Origin of the sequence: Sulfitobacter aquimarinus (assembly GCF_040149565.1) — a bacterium.
GTDB classification, from domain to species: Bacteria; Pseudomonadota; Alphaproteobacteria; order Rhodobacterales; family Rhodobacteraceae; genus Sulfitobacter; species Sulfitobacter aquimarinus.
Map to the genome: position 1 here is coordinate 380,459 of NZ_JBEFLO010000003.1, position 18,244 is coordinate 398,702.

Here is an 18,244-nt window from a genome sequence, read left to right on the forward strand (position 1 = left end):
TCGCACGCAGCAAGCATCAGCAGGGAAGCAAGGACAAAAACGATACGCATGATAGTCTCCTGTAAGGTGTCGGCCCGTTCGGGCGCATTACCCCAGCCCCTAGCACAGGTTCACCGTTTGCGCATCCCCCCCGCGGTTTTTGAGCGGAAAGACGGCGGGCGCTTTGCCACCCAAGCGGCGAATTTTGCAAGCCGCGGATGGGCGCGCAGGGCTTCGGGCGTGTGGTAATCGCGGGCCAGCTCTGCCTCGGTCAGAGTTGCGTGGATCTCGCGGTGGCAAATGTGGTGCATCAGCACGGTCGGCCCGCCCTTGCCGCCTTTGAGCTTGGGGATCAGGTGATGCACGCTTTGCGGTACGTCCTCGGGAATTGGTCGCGCACATAACGGGCAAAGCGGGTCTTCCCTGTCTGGGTATGCAGCACGTGCCACTTGATCCTCCGCTTTGTGTGCGCCAATAGGGTATGGCGGTTGATACGCAAAACAAGGGCCTTGTGATGAATTTCGATCTTACCCAATACCCTCCTATCGTTCAGCAGATCGCAGGTTACGGCCTTCAGGGCTATGATCTGGCGATGGGCTGGCTGCTGAGTCCTGCGGCCTGGTCGCAGTTCGCAATTCTTGTCGGGGCCTATGTGCTGGCGGTTCTGATCTCGCGCAAGCTGCGGCCGATGCTGGCGCGGCTGATCGACCCGCGTGAAAAGCAGAACCTGTTCACCGCGCCGCGCCTGTTTGTGTTGCAGTTCCTGCCGCTGATCCTGCCGCTGCTGGCCTATGCGCTGACGGGGATTGGCGAACAGATCGTTCGATCCATTTTCGACAGCGGTGCGGTGATTGCCTTTGGCAAACGCCTGTTCATGTTCCTTGCTGTGCGGACCTTTGTGCGCGACATCCTGAAAGATCCGTTCCTGAAGGTGTTGGGCAAGTTCATCCTGATCCCGATCGCCGCGCTTTACGCGTTTGGCTTGCTCGATCTGGTCAGTGCCACCCTGACAGATACTGTCGTTGGCGTGGGCAATATCAAATTTTCGCTGATGGCGATTGTGCGCGGCGTTATTGCGGGGTCGATCCTGTTCTGGCTGGGGCAGTGGTCGAACGGGCAAACCTCGGCCCTGATTGAGAAGCAGGAAATGCGCCCGTCGCTGCGCCAACTGCTGATGAAGCTGGTCGAGTTCATGATCTTTGGCGCCGCGTTCCTGATCTTGATGAACGTGATGGGCATCAATCTGGGCGCGCTGGCTGTCTTGGGTGGTGCCATTGGTGTTGGTCTGGGTTTTGGTCTGCAAAAGATCGCCTCGAACTTCATCTCGGGTGTGATCCTGTTGGTCGAAGGGCAGGCCACCGTGGGCGACTACGTCGAGCTGGACGGCGGCGAGGCGGGGACCATCGTCAAGATGACGGCCCGTGCCGCGATTCTGGAAACCTACGATGGCCGCTGGATTGTGGTCCCGAACGAAGACTTCATCACAACGCGGGTGGTGAACTACTCTGACTCGGGGTCGGCCAACCGTTATGAGGCCGAATTTTCGGTCAGCTATGACACCGACATCAACCTTGTGCCCGACATCATCGAAGCCGCCGTCTCCAAACACGCCGAAGTGCTGGCAGCCCCCTATCCGCCCGATTGCGAATTGCGCGGCTTTGGCGACAGCGGCATCAACTTCGCGGTCGAGTTCTGGGTGAACGGGATCGACGACGGGCCGAACAAATACACCTCCGATGTGTTGTTCCTGATCTGGAACGCGCTGCGCGACAACAACATCACCATCCCCTATCCCCAGCGTGTGGTTGAGATCAAAGGTGGCTTTCCAACAGCCACACCCGCGTCCGAGTGAGCACGGCAATCGTCATTGGTGCAGGCCCTGCGGGTCTGATGGCTGCGCAGGCTCTGGCGCAAGCGGGCGTACAGGTCACCGTCTGTGATGCCAAACCATCGGTGGGCCGCAAGTTTTTGATGGCGGGCAAATCCGGTTTGAACCTCACCAAGGTTGAGCAGGCAGAGGCGTTTCACGCTGCCTATTCTGAGAGAACGCCGTGGCTTGCCCCAATGCTCGACGCTTTTGATCCCGATGCCGTGCAGGCATGGGCGACGGAATTGGAGCAGCCGCTTTTTACAGGCACCACGGGCCGCGTTTTTCCTGTGGCGATGAAGGCCTCGCCTTTGCTGCGCGCATGGCTGGCGCGGTTAGAAGGTTTGGGTGTCACGTTTAACACGCGCTGGCGCTGGACCGGATGGGACGATGCTGCGGCTCTGATGTTCGATACGCCCGAAGGCGGTCAGACCATCGCGGCAGACGCGACAATGCTGGCGCTGGGCGGTGCAAGCTGGCAGCGGTTGGGATCAGATGGCGCATGGGCCCCGATACTGGCCGCGCAAGGCGTGGCGCTGGCGGGTTTTGCGCCAGCGAATGCAGGCATTGCGGTGGAATGGTCCACGCATATGGGCAAACATCTGGGTACCGCGCTCAAGAATATCGGGCTGCGCAGCGGGCCATACCAGTCACGCGGCGAAGCGGTGTTGTCGCGCAAGGGTCTGGAAGGCGGCGGCGTCTATTCGGTGTCACGGGGTGTGCGTGAGGGTCATGCGCTGGTGCTGGATCTGATGCCCGACCAGACCGAAGATGCGCTTGCGGCCAAGCTGGCCAAACCCCGCGGCAAGGCGACGCTGACCAACCATTTGCGCAAGACACTTAAACTTGATCCCGCCAAAATCGCAGTGCTGCAAGAGATGGCGATGCCTTTGCCCTCGGCGCCTGCCGCCCTCGCGGGGGTGATCAAGGCGCTTGAGCTGCGCCACGCAGGGCTGCGCCCGATGGACGAGGCGATCTCGACCGCGGGTGGCGTGACCCAGGAGGCAGTTGACGATGCGCTGATGCTGCGTGCGGTTCCCGCCACCTATGTTGTGGGCGAGATGCTGGATTGGGAAGCACCGACAGGCGGCTACCTGATTACGGCCTGTCTGGCGACAGGGGCGTGGGCGGGCCACCACGCGGCGGCCCGACTGGCAGCGCTCTAGACCGGATCGAGGGCGCGGACCGCTTTGAAGGCCTCGCGCTTGCGCAGGCCCGCAGCCCAGGCACCCAGTTTGTCATCCACAGGATCAAAGCCTGCGCCGATGGACCAGTTGATGCAATGCACGGCCAACAGGTCTGGCACGGTGATCTCGTCACCCATCAGAAACGGCCCGTCGAGCTTGTCACTCAGCACTTTCGCGGCGCGGGCAAACTCGGCCTTCAGGCTGGGTTTGATTTCTGGCACGCGCATGTCTTCGGGCCAGACAAAGCTGTGCTTGGCCGCGGCCCAAAGAATCGCGTCGAATTCGTCAATCAACCAGAACAGCATTGCGTCCTGACGCGCCCGTGCGATTGTTCCCGCAGGGGCGGTCAATCCGCCGTGCTTGTCGCCCAGATACTGCATGATCGCTACAGAATCAGTCAGCAATGCGTCTCCGTCCAGCAAGGCAGGCACTTTGCCCGTCGGGTTGAACGCCTTTGCCTCGTCCGAGCGGGGCGCGGCATGCACCACTTCGAACGGTTGGCCCAATTCTTGCAACATCCACATCACGCGGAAGGCGCGGGTTTTGACGCCGCCGATTACCTTATACAAAGCACAATTCCTTTTCTGTTACCCTTTGCTGGCACCATACATGGCCAGCCGAATGAACGTCCGCTCAATGATCGCCAAGGCGGGCGCGGTTTGCCCTGCCGAGCGTAGTTGCAGATCGGTGTCGGTCAACATCCCCAACGCACCTTCAAGCTTGTGCATCCCCCAGTCACGCGATTGCCGTGTCACGCGGTCACGGTCACGCACGCCGTAAATCGGCGCACCGGGCGAACACGCCACGCGGTGCAGCGTGCGAAAATGGCGCATCGCCATGATGCTGAGCGTTACCGCATTCACCCCCTGGCTTTGCAGCCTGCGCATCATCGGGCCAATCTGCGCCGATTGCTTTTCAGCCACGATGTTCAGGATGTCATCCACTCCCGCCTCGACCGAGGCAGGCGCACAGGCGGCGATGTCATCGGGGGTCACCGCGTTGCCCGCATCCGAAAGTTTATAGAGCGAGAGTTTCTCAAGCGTTTGGCGGAAATCACCGGGATCAAGGGTGCGTGCCAGTTCCTCCAGCGCGGCCATGGCAGGGCCGTCGGTTTGCAGCTTGGCGTCGGTCAGAAGGCGCTCGATCTCGGCGCGGTCGGGCGGGTCGTCGAAGATGCCCCATGCATAGGCTTCGCGGTGGCTCTCGAACGCTTTGAGCAGTTTTGAGGTATTTTTCAGATCGCCCGCTGTGATCACAATCTGCGCGTCACCCGGTTGCCAGTCTTTGATCGTCTCCAGAATGATCGGGGCGACAAGCTCGGTCGCGCCCTCGACAAAGGCCGCGCGGGGGCCAGGGAAAAAGCCGACAGCTTTGATCGCGTCCATCAACAACGCAGGCTCGCGTCGCAAGTCGGCGGCGGGGATGCGGGTCAGGCGCATTTCCTCGTCTGCGGTCGGGCCCAGCAAGGCCTTCAGGTATTCCTGCCGCTTGATCGCGATGCGCATGGCATCGCCACCATAAAGCAGCAGGCCCAGTTTATCTTTTGGTGGCTTGACGACCATCGCCTGCCCGTCGCGGCGGCCCAGTTTCATGCGGGTAAGGCGGTCGCAAAGAGCCGCGCAGTGATCTGGTTGCCAAGGATCACCATCAACCGCTCAACCGCGTCGCTTTCGGCTGCGAGGGTGGCCACGGTTGATCCTGTGGCGGAATAGGCGGTGAAGTTTTCGACCTGCCCCGAGGTGACAACCGTGCCTGTGGTCGTGTCGCGCAACGCGTATTCGACGATGCCAATCAGGTTAAACCGCGTAATGTCGCCCGCCGCGTTGATGGCAAGCCCGTCTTCGTCCAGACGGATGACAGTATCCAGCGCATAACGCGCCGTGCTGCCGCTGCGGCCCAGCCGCGTCTCCAGATGACGGGTCAGCAGATAGCCCGCTTGGGTCGAGGGTTCCTGCACCAAGACCTGCCCGCGCAGTTTGGCACCCGCACCGTCGGGGCCGTAGACAGGCGTAAAGCCGCAAGCGGCAAGCGCCAGCGGCAGCGCAAGCAAGGATCTGCGGTTAAACAACGACATTCACAATACGCCCCGGCACAACGATCACCTTCTTGGGTGTTCCGCCGTCGAGGATACGGATCACGGCCTCATGGGCAAGGGCCAGTGCCTCAACCTCGTCTTTTGGCATGTCGGCGGGGACTGCAATCTCACCGCGGCGTTTGCCGTTGACTTGGATCGGCAAGGTGACGGTATCGTCTTTCAGCATCGCCTCGTCCGCGACGGGCCACGGGGCAGTTGCAATCAAACCCTCGCCGCCTTGGGTGGCCCAGATGTCTTCGGCCAGGTGCGGCGTCATGGGGGACATGAGTTGGGCGAGGGTCATGATGGCCTCGCGCTGGGCAGCTTTGGAGGCTTTGGACTTTTGCAAGGTAGCCGTGAAGCCGTAGAGCTTGGCGATGGCGGCGTTGAAGCCGAAGGACTCAATCGCCATCGTCACGTCGTGGGTGGTTTTGTGCATCTGCTTCAGAAGCTCTTCGCTGTCCGCGCCTTCGGCTTCGTCGCTCATCGCGGCGATCCGGTCGCTGATGTTCCACACGCGGGAGAGGTGTTTATAGGCGGCTTCCGCTCCGGAAGCGGTCCATTCCACATCCCGTTCGGGGGGCGAATCACTGAGGACAAACCAGCGGGCCGTATCTGCGCCAAAGGCGGAGATGATGTTGAGCGGGTCGACCACGTTGTTCTTGGATTTCGACATTTTGGCCGAGGGAATCACCTCCAGCTCGGCGCCGCCTTCTTTCAGGAACGCCTGATCGCCTTTGAGATCCACATCTTCGGGGTAGTGGAACACGGGGCGGCCTTCGGCGTTCTCGGACTTATAAATCGCGTGGGTCACCATGCCTTGGGTGAAGAGCGCGTCGAAAGGCTCCACCGCGGATTTGGGCAAGTGGCCGGTGATCTGCATCGCGCGGGCAAAGAAGCGGGCATAGAGCAAGTGAAGGATCGCGTGCTCGACGCCGCCGATATATTGGTCGACGTTCATCCAGTATTCGGCGTCTTCCATGACCGTGGGCGTATCGGCATGGGGCGCGGTGAAGCGGGCGTAGTACCATGACGAATCGACAAACGTGTCCATCGTGTCCGTCTCGCGCAGGGCGTCCTTGCCGCAGGACGGGCAGGGGGTTGTGCGCCAGTCGGTGTGGCGGTCCAGCGGGTTGCCCGGAATGTCAAAGGTGACGTCTTCGGGCAATTTGACGGGCAGGTTCTCTTTCTTCTCGGGCACTACGCCGCAGTCGTCGCAATGCACAACGGGGATCGGGCAGCCCCAATAGCGTTGGCGCGACAGGCCCCAATCGCGCAGGCGGAACTTGGTGACGCCTTGGCCCACGCCTTGGGCTTCGCAAAAGGCAATGGCTGCGTCGATCGCTTCAAGGCCCGTCTGCCACTGCTCGCCCGCGAAACCACGGTTGTAGAAAACCTTTTCGGTTTTCTGAGGGACATAAGCCTCGGTCAACGTCTCATCTGCCTCCTCGGAGGGCAGATAGGTCGAGATGATGGGCAAGTCGTATTTGGTCGCGAATTCAAAATCACGCGGGTCATGGGCAGGGCAGCCAAAGATTGCACCCGTACCGTAATCCATCAGAATGAAGTTCGCGATATAAACGGGCAGCTCGGCGCTGGTGTCGAAAGGATGGCGCACGCGGATGCCGGTATCCATGCCCAGCTTCTCACCTGTCTCGATCGCTTCTTCGGTGGTGCCGCCCTTGCGACACTCCGCAACAAAATCCGCCACGTCCTTGTTGTCACGCTCCAACAGCTTTGCAATCGGGTGATCGGGCGAGATGCCGACAAAGGACGCGCCCAGCAGCGTGTCGGGGCGGGTTGTATAGACCTCGATCTGGTCGTGGCCGTCCGGGGCGTTGACGGTAGAGAAGGCAAATTGCAGACCGCGTGATTTCCCGATCCAGTTTTCCTGCATCAGGCGCACTTTGGCGGGCCAGTTCTCAAGCGTGTCCAGCGCGGACAGCAGTTCGTCCGAGTAGTCTGAAATTTTGAAGAACCATTGCGTCAGCTCGCGCCGCTCGACCAAGGCACCAGAGCGCCAGCCGCGGCCTTGTTCGACCTGTTCGTTCGCCAGAACGGTCATATCGACGGGATCCCAGTTCACGATGGCGTTCTTGCGGTAGATCAGGCCAGCCTCGATCATGTCGATGAACATGGCCTGCTGGTGCTGGTAGTAGTCGGGATGACAAGTCGCGATCTCACGCGACCAATCCAGCGAAAAGCCCAAGGGCTTCATCTGGTTCTTCATGTCTTCGATGTTCTGATAGGTCCATGTCCCGGGGTGGATACCCTTTTGCATGGCGGCGTTTTCAGCGGCCAGACCAAACGAATCCCAGCCCATCGGGTGCAACACGTTGAACCCTTTCGCCAGCTTGTAACGCGCAATCACGTCACCCAGCGTATAGTTGCGCACGTGGCCCATGTGGATGCGCCCCGAAGGGTAGGGGAACATCTCGAGCACGTAATACTTGGGCTTATCGGCGGAACGGACGGCCTTGAAGATCTCGTGCTTGTCCCATGTGGCTTGCCAGCGGGCTTCGATCTCGGACGGGGAATAGCGGGTCATGGGCGGGCCTTTTTACACAGCAACGCCGGACGTGTGGTCATCACAAAGCCCGGCGTCGGATATTAGCAAGAAATAGAGTGGGGCGTTTACAGTTTGTTATCGGTGATCCGCAGCTCGCGTGCACGCGACAGGATCGCATCCTCAACCGCGCGGCTGGTTGCGGCGCTGACGGCACCGCCGCGTGATTGCAGCGCCACGTTGAGCGAGCGTGCGTCAAGCGCGGGATCGTCAATAAGAACAGTCGCACGGTAGGCGCGACCACCACCGGGTGGTGTGCCATAGCCCGTCACGATGACGCCTGTGAACGGATCAACCGTCTGGATCGGCAGGAAGTTGAGAACTTCGAGTGAGGCACTCCAGAGATACTTGTTCACCAGAACAGTGCGCTCATTGGTTTTTTTGCTGAAGATCGACCAGATCGTATTGCTTGGATCGGTTTCGATGTTCGCTGGATTGTTCGGGTTTGTATATTGCGCCGGACGGTCCGCCGCAGGCGCGCCGAATTTGATCCCGCCCCCGCAAGCCGCAAGTGCAAGCGCCGCTGCGACCAGTACTATACTGTTACGAGCTGTGTTCCGCCCCATATCTGCCACCTTATACATAGTTTTCTTATGCAATACCCAAGCAAAGCCCGCTGGGCAAGCTCTAGTATGAAGTGGGGCCTGTCGCATCACGCCTCTATATACGCGCGTCCTGTACGCATCGAAAACGCCCGCCAAGGGGAACTGTGGCAAAGCTGCACCATGAATGACCACTTTGCGGGTCGGCGTTTCACGTCTCTTGCCAAAAGCGCGGGGTCGCTGCACAAGAGGCTCATACCTAGATCGGAATTCCCCGGTCGGGTCCTATTATTTCCAACCGAGGGAAAACTCATGAAAAAAGTTCTCTTCGCTACAACAGCTCTGGTCGCCACAGCTTCAGTTGCAGCAGCAGACGTTACATTCGGCGGCTACGGCCGCTTTGGTATCCTGTACGTGTCCAACGACTCAGGTGAAGACGAAACAAACCTGACAAGCCGCTGGCGCCTGCAGATCGACACAACAGCAGAATCAGACGCTGGTGTGACTTTCGGTGCACGCGTTCGCCTTGAAGGCGAAGAGCGCGACGATGCCGGCGCACGCCGCGCAATCGCTCTGGACCCGAACACAAACACACTGGGTCGCCCCGTGTTCAACGGTGTTCGTTACTTCGCACGTTCCGGTGGTCTTGAAGTTGGTGTTGGTAACATCTTCGGCGCGCTTGAGTTCATGCCTGGCATGTACCCAATCGACCTGGGTCTGACCGGTCACAACTATGACTACACAGCCTACAACTTCGGCGGCGACGCGTACTCCTCCGGCGGTCTGGGTTCCTCAGGCGACAACGGCGTAGAAGTCATGTACTCCTTCGGCGATTTCTCCGTACACGTATCTGCGTCCGACACAGCAGACCGTATCGCAGCACACGCCGCGTACAAATGGAACGGCTGGACATTCGCATTGGGTGCACAGGACTCCGACAACGCAACTGACACCGAGTTCGCAGCATCTGTTGGTGGTTCCTTCGGTATCGCAGACGTAACACTGGCATACGCAGACAACGGCACAAAAGGCGATCACATCGTTCTGGCCGGTCGTTTTGACGTAGGCGCATCCACAAACGTGGAAGTATATGTTGCAGACGCGGACCAGTGGGATGACACATCCTTCGGTATCGACTTTAACCACGACATGGGTGGCGGCACGTCACTTCGCGGTGGTGTTTCCACAGGCGGCTCGCTCGGCGACGAGACAGCACTCGACCTGGGTGTTCGCTTCAACTTCTAAGTTGAACGAAGATACCTAACTGATTTGGGGCAGACTTCGGTCTGCCCCTTTTCTTTTGCGCGACACTGTTATCTTTAGGCGTCCAAGCAGGAGGCCAAATATGACATTGCGCGACATCACCACATCCATTGCAAAAGCCACATCAGACGCAGGCCGTGCCGCCGATGCTGTGACCCTTATCGCTGTAAGCAAAGTGCAACCAGACGAACGCGTGCGCGAGGTGCTGGAGCAGGGCCACCGTGTCTTTGGCGAAAACAAAGTGCAGGAAGCGGCGGGAAAATGGCCCGCTTTCCGCGAGGCGTTTGACGGCGTCCAGCTGCACCTCATCGGGCCGCTGCAAACAAACAAGGCCCGTCAGGCGATGGAGTTAGCCGATTCGATCCACACCCTTGACCGTCCCAAGCTGGCCACCACCCTTGCCCGCCTCGCCCAAGAGCTGGGCCACTGCCCCGAGCTGTTTATTCAGGTCAATACCGGCGAAGAAGAGCAAAAGGCAGGTGTCCTTCCTGCCGATGCGGACGGGTTTATCGCGGAGTGTCGCGCTCTTGACCTGCCTGTGCGCGGGCTGATGTGCATCCCGCCCGTGAATGAGGAAGCCTCGATGCATTTTGCGCTGCTGGCCAAGATTGCCGCTCGCAACGACCTGACCGGCCTGTCGATGGGGATGAGCAGCGATTTCGCCAAAGCGATTTCGTTCGGGGCGACCCATGTGCGCGTGGGCTCGGCCATCTTCGGGGAGCGTGTGCCTGCCTAAGGGACAATCAGCCGAGTGCGGTATTTGATCATCGGTGCGATTGCATGCAGATCACGGCGCGAAAACGCCACGCAGCCCTCGGTCGGGTAAAGCGGTCTCCGCCATTGGTGGATAAAGATCGCGGACCCGCGCCCCGCCACCGCATAGGGCCAGTTCCAATCGGTCAGAATCACCAGATCGTACAGCGGGTCAGCGCGGCGCAGCACCTCGTGGCTGGGCGCATAGGGGGCGCGGACCATCATGTTATAGTCGGCGTCGCTTTGGTCGTCAGACCACAGGTCCAGCGGCCCGATAGGCTTTGCCCAGTCGGTGGGCCGCGCTATTCTGTCGGGACGGTATAGCATCCCGACAATGCGGTGAGTGCCCCGCGGTGTCGCGCCATCGCCCTCACGTTTACGGCCGCTAATGCCGCCTTTGCCAATGCTGCACGGCCACATGCGTCCCGCAAAGCGCACGCCTTGCGGTGTCAGCACCATGTCATCAGGCGTCACAACAAATGCCCTGACTTTGCCGCCTTGGTCGCCAGATAGTCTTTGTTATGGCGGTTTTCACCCACGGCCAGCGGCACCCGCTGGGTCACTGCGACGCCGCAATGCTCCATCATGTCCACCTTGCGCGGGTTGTTGGTCAGCAGGCGCACTTGCGAAAACCCCATGGATTGCAGGATGTCCGCGCCCAGTCGAAAGTCCCGCTCGTCATCCTCGAATCCCAAGCGGTGGTTGGCTTCGACGGTGTCAAACCCCTGATCCTGAAGGGAATAAGCGCGCATTTTGTTGGCAAGCCCAATCCCGCGACCTTCTTGATTGAGATACAGCAACACACCATGCCCCTCTGTCCCCATCTGCGCCAAAGCAGCCCGCAGTTGCGGCCCGCAATCGCATTTCAGGCTGCCCATCAGATCACCTGTGAAGCACGCGGAATGAAGACGGCACAGCACGGGCGCGCTGCGATCGGGGCGGCCGATCTCGATTGCGTAATGCTCTTCGCCGCCGTCTTCGGGGCGAAAGATATGCAGCCGCCCTGCCTCGGACACCTCCATCGGCAGGCGTGCATGAATGACAGAGTGTAGCGGGCTGCGGTTGCGCAGATGCGCGGCGGCGGCGGTATCGTCGATATGGGTCAGCCCGTGAGCCTGCGCAAAGGCCGTCCCATCCGAAAGCCGACTGGTTAGAACGGCAGGCAAAAGACGCGCCGCTTTGGTCAGGCTCAGCGCGGTATCATAGCCCACCGCATCCCCGTCGCGTGCCGTGTCCAGCGGCCCTTTCATCGGTGCACGCAGATCGTCAGCGGGGTCAGCGATGCTTTGCACCCATGCCAGCGTCGCATCGCGGGGCAGGACGATTCGCGCCAGATAGCCGTCATAGGCCCGCGCCTTGAGTGTCTGCGCCCGCCGCGCCGTGATCGCCAACATCGCCGCACCGTCCAGCGCCATAACATCCTTTAGACGCGCCGCACTGAGCGTTTCTGCAGCGAGAACCAGCAGATCACCCAATACAATCGGAACGCCCATGCGCAGATCAGCGCGGGCGCGGGCAAGAACTTCGGAGATGTCAGGAGCAAAGGACATAGCAAATGTTACAATCTATCATTTCGTTTCAGATGATACCTAGGCCAAGCCGAAGCAAATTGAAACATTTCACGGTAATCTGACACGCCCCCGTGAGAAGGCAAGCTATGCCCTTGCTCTGCGCTGTGGGACGCATATCTTTGAGATAGAAATTGGAGAAGCAATATGGCGCAACTCAAGAAAATTCTGTTGGTAGATGACGACGACGACCTGCGTGAGGCGCTGAGCGAACAGTTGCTGATGACCGAGGACTTTGACGTGTTCGAAGCCGACGACGGCGCAAGCGCCATGAATCGCGCCAAAGAGATGATCTATGATCTGCTGATCCTTGATGTGGGCCTGCCCGACACCGATGGCCGCGAACTGTGCCGCTTGATGCGCAAGCAGGGCATCAAGAGCCCGATTATGATGCTGACCGCGCAAGACGGTGATGCCGATACCATCCTTGGCCTTGATGCCGGCGCAAATGATTACGTCTCTAAGCCGTTCAAATTTCCCGTCCTTCTGGCGCGTATCCGCAGCCAGCTGCGCACGCATGAGCAATCGGAAGATGCCATCTTCCAGTTGGGGCCATATACGTTCAAACCGTCGATGAAGGTGCTCATTACGGAAGACGACAAAAAGGTGCGTCTGACGGAGAAAGAAACAAATATTCTCAAGTTCCTGCACCGCAGCTCGGACGGGGTCGTCGCACGCGACGTGCTGCTGCACGAGGTCTGGGGCTATAACGCCGGTGTGACCACGCACACGCTCGAGACGCACATCTACCGCTTGCGCCAAAAGATCGAACCCGACCCCTCCAACGCCCGTTTGCTGGTAACGGAATCAGGTGGCTACCGATTAATGATCTGATCGCGGGAACCTTTTCCGACGTCCGTGCGTTAACGGGATGTAACACCAAGCACTCGGCAGGTTTTTTTCATGAGTTCCCTGTCTTGTTCTCCCCGAATTTGAGTGGCGGGGGCGCGTTCCACTCTTCCTCCCTGTTGGACTTGGCCGGGCCTTTGTGCCCGGTCTTTTTTTGTCCAGATTGCGGTGGTTGCCCCTGCGACGGCGCGGTATGGTGCGGCGACTTTTACGCAGGAGCGCGCCTATGTCCTTCACCCTCGCTACATGGAACATCAACTCGGTCCGCCTGCGTGAGCCGATTGTGTGCAAACTGCTGTCCGAGGAAGCACCCGATGTGCTTTGCCTGCAAGAATGCAAAAGCCCCGTTGATAAAATCCCGATGGAGGCGTTCACCGCCCTTGGCTACAGCCACATCGTTGCCGAAGGGCAAAAGGGATATAACGGTGTGGCGATCCTGTCGAAGCTGCCGCTGGAGCCTGCGGGCGCGCATGATTTTGCGCAGCTTGGTCATGCGCGGCATGTGGCGGCAAGGCTGCCCAACGGCGTGACGGTGCATAACTTCTACGTCCCCGCAGGGGGCGATGTGGCCGACCGTGAGGTAAACGAAAAATTCGGCCAGAAAATGGATTACCTTGCTGAAATGCGGGACTTTTTCCATGCGGAGGCACCGCAAAAGTCGATCCTCGTCGGCGATCTGAACATCGCCCCGCGTGAGGATGATGTGTGGGACCACAAAAAGCTGCTCAAGGTTGTCAGCCACACGCCAGTCGAGGTCGAGGCATTGGCCCAGACCCAGGATGCGGGCAAATGGGTCGATGTCACCCGTCAGGACATCCCCGACGGGCGGCTCTACAGCTGGTGGAGCTACCGCGCCAAAGAGTGGGACACAGCAGACAAGGGCCGCAGGCTTGATCACGTGTGGGCCACGCCCGACATTTCGAATGCCGCGCATGGCAGCCGCGTGTTGCGCGATGCGCGTGGGTGGGAGAAGCCATCCGATCACGCGCCGGTTTTTGCAACTTTCGATGTTTAAGCGTAAGGCTCTTTGAAAACCTGCATCCGCACCACATATGGGATGCAGACCGCCCCCTTAGCAGACCTAGGACGTAGACATGATGGACCTGAACCTTTCCGCCGCAGCCCCCGCCGGTGACCTGATCAAAGACACGACCGAAGCGACCTTTATGGCCGATGTGGTCGAGGCATCGCAGACGGTGCCGATCATCGTGGATTTCTGGGCACCTTGGTGTGGCCCGTGCAAAACGCTGGGGCCGCAGCTGGAGGCAGCAGTGACCGCAGCCAAAGGTGCGGTGAAGATGGTCAAGGTCAACGTGGACGAGGCCCAGAACATCGCGGGCCAGCTGCAAATACAGTCTATTCCCACGGTCTATGCCTTCTGGAAGGGCCAACCGATTGACGGGTTTCAGGGCGCTGTCCCCCCCTCCGAGATGACCGAGTTTATCAACCGCGTGGTGAAGGCATCGGGCGGCGTAGGGCCTGCGGATACGCTCAACGATGCGGTGGACGCGGCAGAGGAGATGCTGGCCGAAGGCGCGGCAGAGGACGCGGCGCAGACGTTTGAGGCCATCCTTGGCGAAGACCCGATGCACGCGGCTGCCTATGGCGGCATGGTGCGGGCGCATATCACGATGGGCGCTTTGGACCACGCCGAAGGCTTGCTGAACGGTGCCCCGATCGAAATTTCGACAGCGCCCGAGTTGGAGGCCGCCCACGCGCAATTGGCTCTTGCCCGCCAAGCTGCGGATGCCGGTCCCGTTGCCGAATTGACCGCCGCAGTCGAGGCAAACGCAGACGACCATCAGGCGCGGTTTGATCTGGCCCAAGCGCTATATGCCAATGGCGATGCAGAGGCGGCGGTGGATCATCTGCTGGATCTGTTCAAACGGGACCGCGACTGGAACGACAGCGCCGCAAAGACGCAGCTGTTCACGATTTTTGATGCTTTAAAAGCCAATGATCCCGTGGTGTTGAACGGCCGCCGTAAATTGAGCTCTTTGATATTTGCCTGATCGGGTCCGCGCACTACCTGCTGTAGATGATTAAACACGCAGACCTGCCCGACACGATCCCGATCTTCCCGCTGGGCGGCGCGCTATTGCTGCCGCGCGCCCGCTTGCCGCTGCATATATTCGAGCCGCGCTATTTGCAGATGATCGACGATGCGCTGAAAACCTCCACTCGTTTGATCGGGATGGTGCAACCCAATGTGGTGCCGGGGCGTGAAGGACACGGCCTGCACACCATCGGCTGCGCGGGCCGCATCACCCAGTTTTCCGAGACAGAAGACGGCCGCTATATGATCACTTTGGCGGGCATGTCGCGTTTCCGCGTGACCCGCGAGGTTGAAGGCTTTTCCCCCTACCGCAAATGCGATGTGTCGTGGGAGGGGTTCGATCTGGACCTCGAAGAGGAAGAGACCGACGCAGGATTTAAACGCAAACCGTTTTTGGACGCGTTAGGCCGCTATTTCGAGGTGCGTGGCCTGTCTGCGGATTGGGAGGCGCTGAAGGATGCGGATGACGAGCTGTTGATAAACTCTTTGTCGATGATGCTCGATTTCGACGCAGAGGATAAGCAGGCGTTGCTGGAGGCGCCGTCCCTGACCACGCGGCGCGAGACGTTGATGACCTTGATTGAATATGCCCTGCGCGGCGGCAGCGAAGGCGAGGTAATGCAATGAGTGACACAACCGTAAAATTCGATCGCAGAATGTTGGAGGCTTTGGTTTGTCCACGTAGCCAGCAGCCGTTGAAATACGATGCCGAGCGGCAGGAACTTGTCTCGCCCTCGGCGGGTCTGGCTTACCCGATCCGCAATGGCATTCCTGTCATGTTGATAGATGAGGCGCGGACAATTAACTGAGGCGGCGCTCTTCGCTCAAAGGGGTCTTCGGCCCCTTTGCAAGACGCTCCTCGCTTTGGGGGGTTACAGGGGCAGGCCGCGCATCAGGCGGGGCAGGTCGCCGTTCAGGCCCGCCGCTTCGCGGATGAAGCTTCGGCGCAAGCCGGGCAGGGAAGAGACCACCCCCATGCCGATATCGCGTGCCATACGGATCAGCGCATTGTCATTCGAGAAGAGCCTGTTGAAGCTGTCCGTTGCCAGCGCCAGCGTCGCGTTGTCGAACCTGCGCCACGTCTGATAGCGCTGCAAGGCAACGCTCGCGCCAAAATCCTCGCCCCGCCGCTGCGCGTCAATCAAGACCTCGCTGAGGGCTGCAATATCGCGAAAGCCCGCGTTTAGCCCTTGGCCCGCAATCGGGTGCACGCCATGGGCGCTGTCGCCTGCCAGTGCCACCCGCTCGGCCACCATCCCATGCGCCAGTGACAGGCTGAGCGGGTAGGTATAACGCGCACCGGCCAGCGCAATCTCGCCCAGAAAATCGCCAAAGCGGGGGCGTAGCACGTCAAGGTATTCGTCATCAGGCAGCGCATGGATGCGCGCCGCATTGCTCGCCATTTCGGACCAGACGATTGAGCTGCGGTTATCTGTTAATGGCAGAATGGCCAGCGGGCCGGGGGGCATAAAGAACTGGTGCGCGATGCCGTGGTGGGGCAGGGCGTGCGAGACGGCACAGACCAGCGCCGTCTGCCCGTAGGCCCAGCCCGTCCGCTTGATCCCCGCCCGCACAGCCGTGCCAGAGCCGCGACCATCCGCGCCGACACACAACCGCGCCCGCAAGGATGTGCCACCCGCCAGCGACAGCGTGATCCCCGCACCATCGGGGGCTTGGGCCGTCACCTTTGTGCCGTTCATCACGGTAATGCCGCTTGTTCCTGCAACAGCATCCATCAGCGCACGGCGCAGGTGGCGGTCCTCGACCATATGGCCCATCGGGCCTTCCTCGATCTCGGCGTGGTCGAAATGCATGAAAAAGGGCGATGGCCCTTCGCCTGCGCGCCCGTCCGTGACCTTGATCTCCAGCATCGGCTGCGCATGTTCGGCCACAGCGCCCCAAACGCCGATCCCCTCCAGCATCCGCACCGACGTCAGCGCCAGCGCATAGGAGCGGCCGTCAAACCCGTCTTCCTTGCGCGGGGCGGCCGCCTGCGCATCAATCAGGGTGACGTCCAGCCCCGCACCCGCAAGGGCAAGGGCAAGCGCGGGGCCATTCAGACCGCCGCCAACGATGGCGATATCCGTATCAAAACTCATGGCCTTTCAATATCGCCTCGTGCGGGGGATTGTCCATGTGCCGATGCGTCGCTACCCTTTTGCCGAACCACAGGGGAAGGACAGGCGATGCAAGACTGGTTGACGATGACAGCGGCGGATTTAGGGCGCGGCATTGCGGCGGGCAAGATTGATCCGGTGGCTCTGACCGAGACCTATTTGAAAGCAATCGACGCGCACCCGCTGCGCGACCGCATCTATGCCCGCGTCACCCATGACCGTGCCCGCGCCGAAGCGCAGGCCGCGGCAACGCGTGCGCAATCTGGCCAACGCCTGTCTCTGCTCGACGGTGTGCCGATCAGCTGGAAAGACCTGTGCGACACCGCAGGCATCGTGACCGAGGCAGGCACCAAGCTGCTGGAAGGTCGCATACCCGACCGCGACGCCGTTGTGCTGGAGAATGCAAGCGCCGCGGGCCTTATCTGTCTGGGCAAAGTCCACATGAGCGAGCTGGCTTTTTCCGGCCTTGGCTATAACCCCTCGACCAACACGCCGCCTTGCGTGAATGACGAAGGGGCCGTGCCGGGTGGCTCGTCCTCAGGCTCTGCTGCGTCTGTGGCCTTTGGTCTGGCGGCGGCCAGCATCGGGTCGGACACGGGCGGTTCTGTCCGCATTCCTGCCGCGTGGAACGATCTGGTCGGCCTGAAAACCACCCACGGCAAGCTGAGCCTTGAAGGCGTTGTGCCTCTGTGCCTGAAGTTCGACACCATCGGCCCGCTGTGCCGCTCGGTCGAGGATGCGGCGCTGCTGACAGCCGCGATGGAGGGCACAAAGGCGCCGGACCTGCGCGGGGCCACGCTCAAGGGGCGGCGCTTTGCCATTCTGGATACGGTGGCGCAGGACAATCTGCGCGATGCGCCGAAGGCCGCGTTTGAGGCCGCCGTGGCCAAGCTGGAGGCCGCAGGCGCGCAGATTGACCGTATCGAGGTGCCATGCGTCGCGGATGCGCTGGCGCTGTCAGGCCAGCTTTTCACCGCCGAAGCTTATGGCCTTTGGGGCGATGTGATCGAAGCCGCGCCCGACAAGATGTATGAGGAAATCCTGAACCGTTTCCGCCTTGGCCGTGATGTGAGCGCGGCAGATTATGTGTCTGCTTGGGCCAAGCTCGAGGCGGCGCGGGTGGCCTATGATCAGGCAACCTCCGGCTATGACGCGGTCCTTGCGCCGACTGCACCGATCCTGCCGCCTAATCTGGAGCGGTTGAACGCCGAGGAAGATTACTATGTCACCGAAAACCTGCTGGCTTTGCGTAACACGCGGATCGGCAACCTGATGGGGCTGTGCGGGCTGACCCTGCCCACGGCCACGCCAAGCTGTGGTTTGATGCTACTGGCCGCCCCCGATTTTGACACAGCATTGCTGCGGATCGGCGCTGCAGCAGAGGCGGCGCTGGCATAGCGGGCCAAAATGCCACAAGCGGCGG

19 protein-coding genes are annotated in these 18,244 nt (G+C 60.5%); 10 read left to right on the forward strand and 9 right to left on the reverse strand.

Translation table 11 applies throughout. The features are described from left to right. Positions 1-110: 110 nt before the first annotated feature. On the reverse strand, positions 111-428 hold the full coding sequence (locus tag ABMC88_RS08890) for an HNH endonuclease family protein (protein ID WP_349576508.1): 318 nt from the start codon (positions 426-428) through the stop codon (positions 111-113). Between the two features lie 65 nt (positions 429-493). Between ABMC88_RS08890 and ABMC88_RS08895 the strand changes: the two genes are divergently transcribed. Next, positions 494-1,831 (forward strand): mechanosensitive ion channel family protein, encoded by a 1,338-nt coding sequence (locus tag ABMC88_RS08895; RefSeq protein ID WP_349576509.1) that lies wholly within the window; start codon positions 494-496, stop codon positions 1,829-1,831. Further along, positions 1,828-3,012, forward strand: coding sequence for a TIGR03862 family flavoprotein (locus ABMC88_RS08900; RefSeq protein ID WP_349576510.1), 1,185 nt, complete (start codon positions 1,828-1,830; stop codon positions 3,010-3,012). The genes ABMC88_RS08895 and ABMC88_RS08900 overlap by 4 nt, the downstream gene beginning before the upstream one ends. Here ABMC88_RS08900 and ABMC88_RS08905 read toward each other — a convergent pair. The 5 genes from ABMC88_RS08905 to ABMC88_RS08925 form a co-directional block, all read right to left on the reverse strand. Then, positions 3,009-3,602: a glutathione S-transferase family protein gene (locus tag ABMC88_RS08905; protein WP_349576511.1), complete on the reverse strand. Its 594-nt coding sequence runs from the start codon at positions 3,600-3,602 to the stop codon at positions 3,009-3,011. The genes ABMC88_RS08900 and ABMC88_RS08905 overlap by 4 nt on opposite strands. 18 nt (positions 3,603-3,620) lie before the next feature. Continuing rightward, positions 3,621-4,625 (reverse strand): DNA polymerase III subunit delta, encoded by a 1,005-nt coding sequence (holA, locus tag ABMC88_RS08910; protein WP_349576512.1) that lies wholly within the window; start codon positions 4,623-4,625, stop codon positions 3,621-3,623. Then, complete coding sequence (lptE, locus tag ABMC88_RS08915; protein WP_349576513.1) at positions 4,622-5,107, reverse strand: LPS assembly lipoprotein LptE; 486 nt, start codon at positions 5,105-5,107, stop codon at positions 4,622-4,624. The genes holA and lptE overlap by 4 nt, the downstream gene beginning before the upstream one ends. Next, positions 5,094-7,655 (reverse strand): leucine--tRNA ligase, encoded by a 2,562-nt coding sequence (gene leuS / locus ABMC88_RS08920; RefSeq protein WP_349576514.1) that lies wholly within the window; start codon positions 7,653-7,655, stop codon positions 5,094-5,096. The genes lptE and leuS overlap by 14 nt, the downstream gene beginning before the upstream one ends. A gap of 86 nt (positions 7,656-7,741) precedes the next feature. Then, on the reverse strand, positions 7,742-8,239 hold the full coding sequence (locus tag ABMC88_RS08925) for a DUF3576 domain-containing protein (protein ID WP_349576515.1): 498 nt from the start codon (positions 8,237-8,239) through the stop codon (positions 7,742-7,744). Between the two features lie 288 nt (positions 8,240-8,527). Between ABMC88_RS08925 and ABMC88_RS08930 the strand changes: the two genes are divergently transcribed. Further along, positions 8,528-9,460 carry a porin gene (locus tag ABMC88_RS08930; RefSeq protein ID WP_349576516.1) on the forward strand — a complete coding sequence of 311 codons (933 nt, stop codon included), beginning with the start codon at positions 8,528-8,530 and terminating at the stop codon, positions 9,458-9,460. Between the two features lie 100 nt (positions 9,461-9,560). Continuing rightward, positions 9,561-10,214, forward strand: coding sequence for a YggS family pyridoxal phosphate-dependent enzyme (locus ABMC88_RS08935; protein WP_349576518.1), 654 nt, complete (start codon positions 9,561-9,563; stop codon positions 10,212-10,214). Here the strand turns inward: ABMC88_RS08935 and ABMC88_RS08940 are convergent. Together ABMC88_RS08940 and ribA are read right to left on the reverse strand one after the other, a co-directional pair. Then, complete coding sequence (locus ABMC88_RS08940) at positions 10,211-10,705, reverse strand: L,D-transpeptidase family protein (RefSeq protein WP_349576519.1); 495 nt, start codon at positions 10,703-10,705, stop codon at positions 10,211-10,213. The genes ABMC88_RS08935 and ABMC88_RS08940 overlap by 4 nt on opposite strands. Next, positions 10,702-11,781 carry a GTP cyclohydrolase II gene (ribA, locus tag ABMC88_RS08945; RefSeq protein ID WP_349576520.1) on the reverse strand — a complete coding sequence of 360 codons (1,080 nt, stop codon included), beginning with the start codon at positions 11,779-11,781 and terminating at the stop codon, positions 10,702-10,704. Before ribA ends, ABMC88_RS08940 begins: the two co-directional genes overlap by 4 nt. 165 nt (positions 11,782-11,946) lie before the next feature. Here ribA and ABMC88_RS08950 point away from each other — a divergent pair, with 165 nt between their 5' ends. From ABMC88_RS08950 to ABMC88_RS08970, 5 genes are all read left to right on the forward strand, one after another. Then, positions 11,947-12,633, forward strand: a complete 687-nt coding sequence (locus tag ABMC88_RS08950) for a response regulator transcription factor (RefSeq protein ID WP_349576521.1) — start codon at positions 11,947-11,949, stop codon at positions 12,631-12,633. Positions 12,634-12,874: 241 nt separating this feature from the next. Continuing rightward, on the forward strand, positions 12,875-13,663 hold the full coding sequence (locus ABMC88_RS08955; protein WP_349576522.1) for an exodeoxyribonuclease III: 789 nt from the start codon (positions 12,875-12,877) through the stop codon (positions 13,661-13,663). Between the two features lie 79 nt (positions 13,664-13,742). Further along, positions 13,743-14,660 carry a tetratricopeptide repeat protein gene (locus ABMC88_RS08960; RefSeq protein ID WP_349576523.1) on the forward strand — a complete coding sequence of 306 codons (918 nt, stop codon included), beginning with the start codon at positions 13,743-13,745 and terminating at the stop codon, positions 14,658-14,660. A gap of 26 nt (positions 14,661-14,686) precedes the next feature. Then, positions 14,687-15,331, forward strand: coding sequence for an LON peptidase substrate-binding domain-containing protein (locus tag ABMC88_RS08965; protein WP_349576524.1), 645 nt, complete (start codon positions 14,687-14,689; stop codon positions 15,329-15,331). After that, positions 15,328-15,513 carry a Trm112 family protein gene (locus ABMC88_RS08970; RefSeq protein ID WP_349576525.1) on the forward strand — a complete coding sequence of 62 codons (186 nt, stop codon included), beginning with the start codon at positions 15,328-15,330 and terminating at the stop codon, positions 15,511-15,513. Before ABMC88_RS08965 ends, ABMC88_RS08970 begins: the two co-directional genes overlap by 4 nt. 63 nt (positions 15,514-15,576) lie before the next feature. Here ABMC88_RS08970 and ABMC88_RS08975 read toward each other — a convergent pair whose 3' ends face one another. Further along, a complete protein-coding gene (locus tag ABMC88_RS08975) occupies positions 15,577-16,803 on the reverse strand; it encodes an FAD-dependent monooxygenase (protein WP_349576526.1) in 1,227 nt (408 codons plus the stop codon). An 87-nt stretch (positions 16,804-16,890) separates the two neighbouring features. Between ABMC88_RS08975 and ABMC88_RS08980 the strand changes: the two genes are divergently transcribed. Beyond that, the gene (locus tag ABMC88_RS08980; RefSeq protein ID WP_349576527.1) at positions 16,891-18,219 is read left to right on the forward strand and encodes an amidase; all 1,329 of its coding nucleotides are present in this window, start codon (positions 16,891-16,893) and stop codon (positions 18,217-18,219) included. Positions 18,220-18,244: the final 25 nt, after the last annotated feature.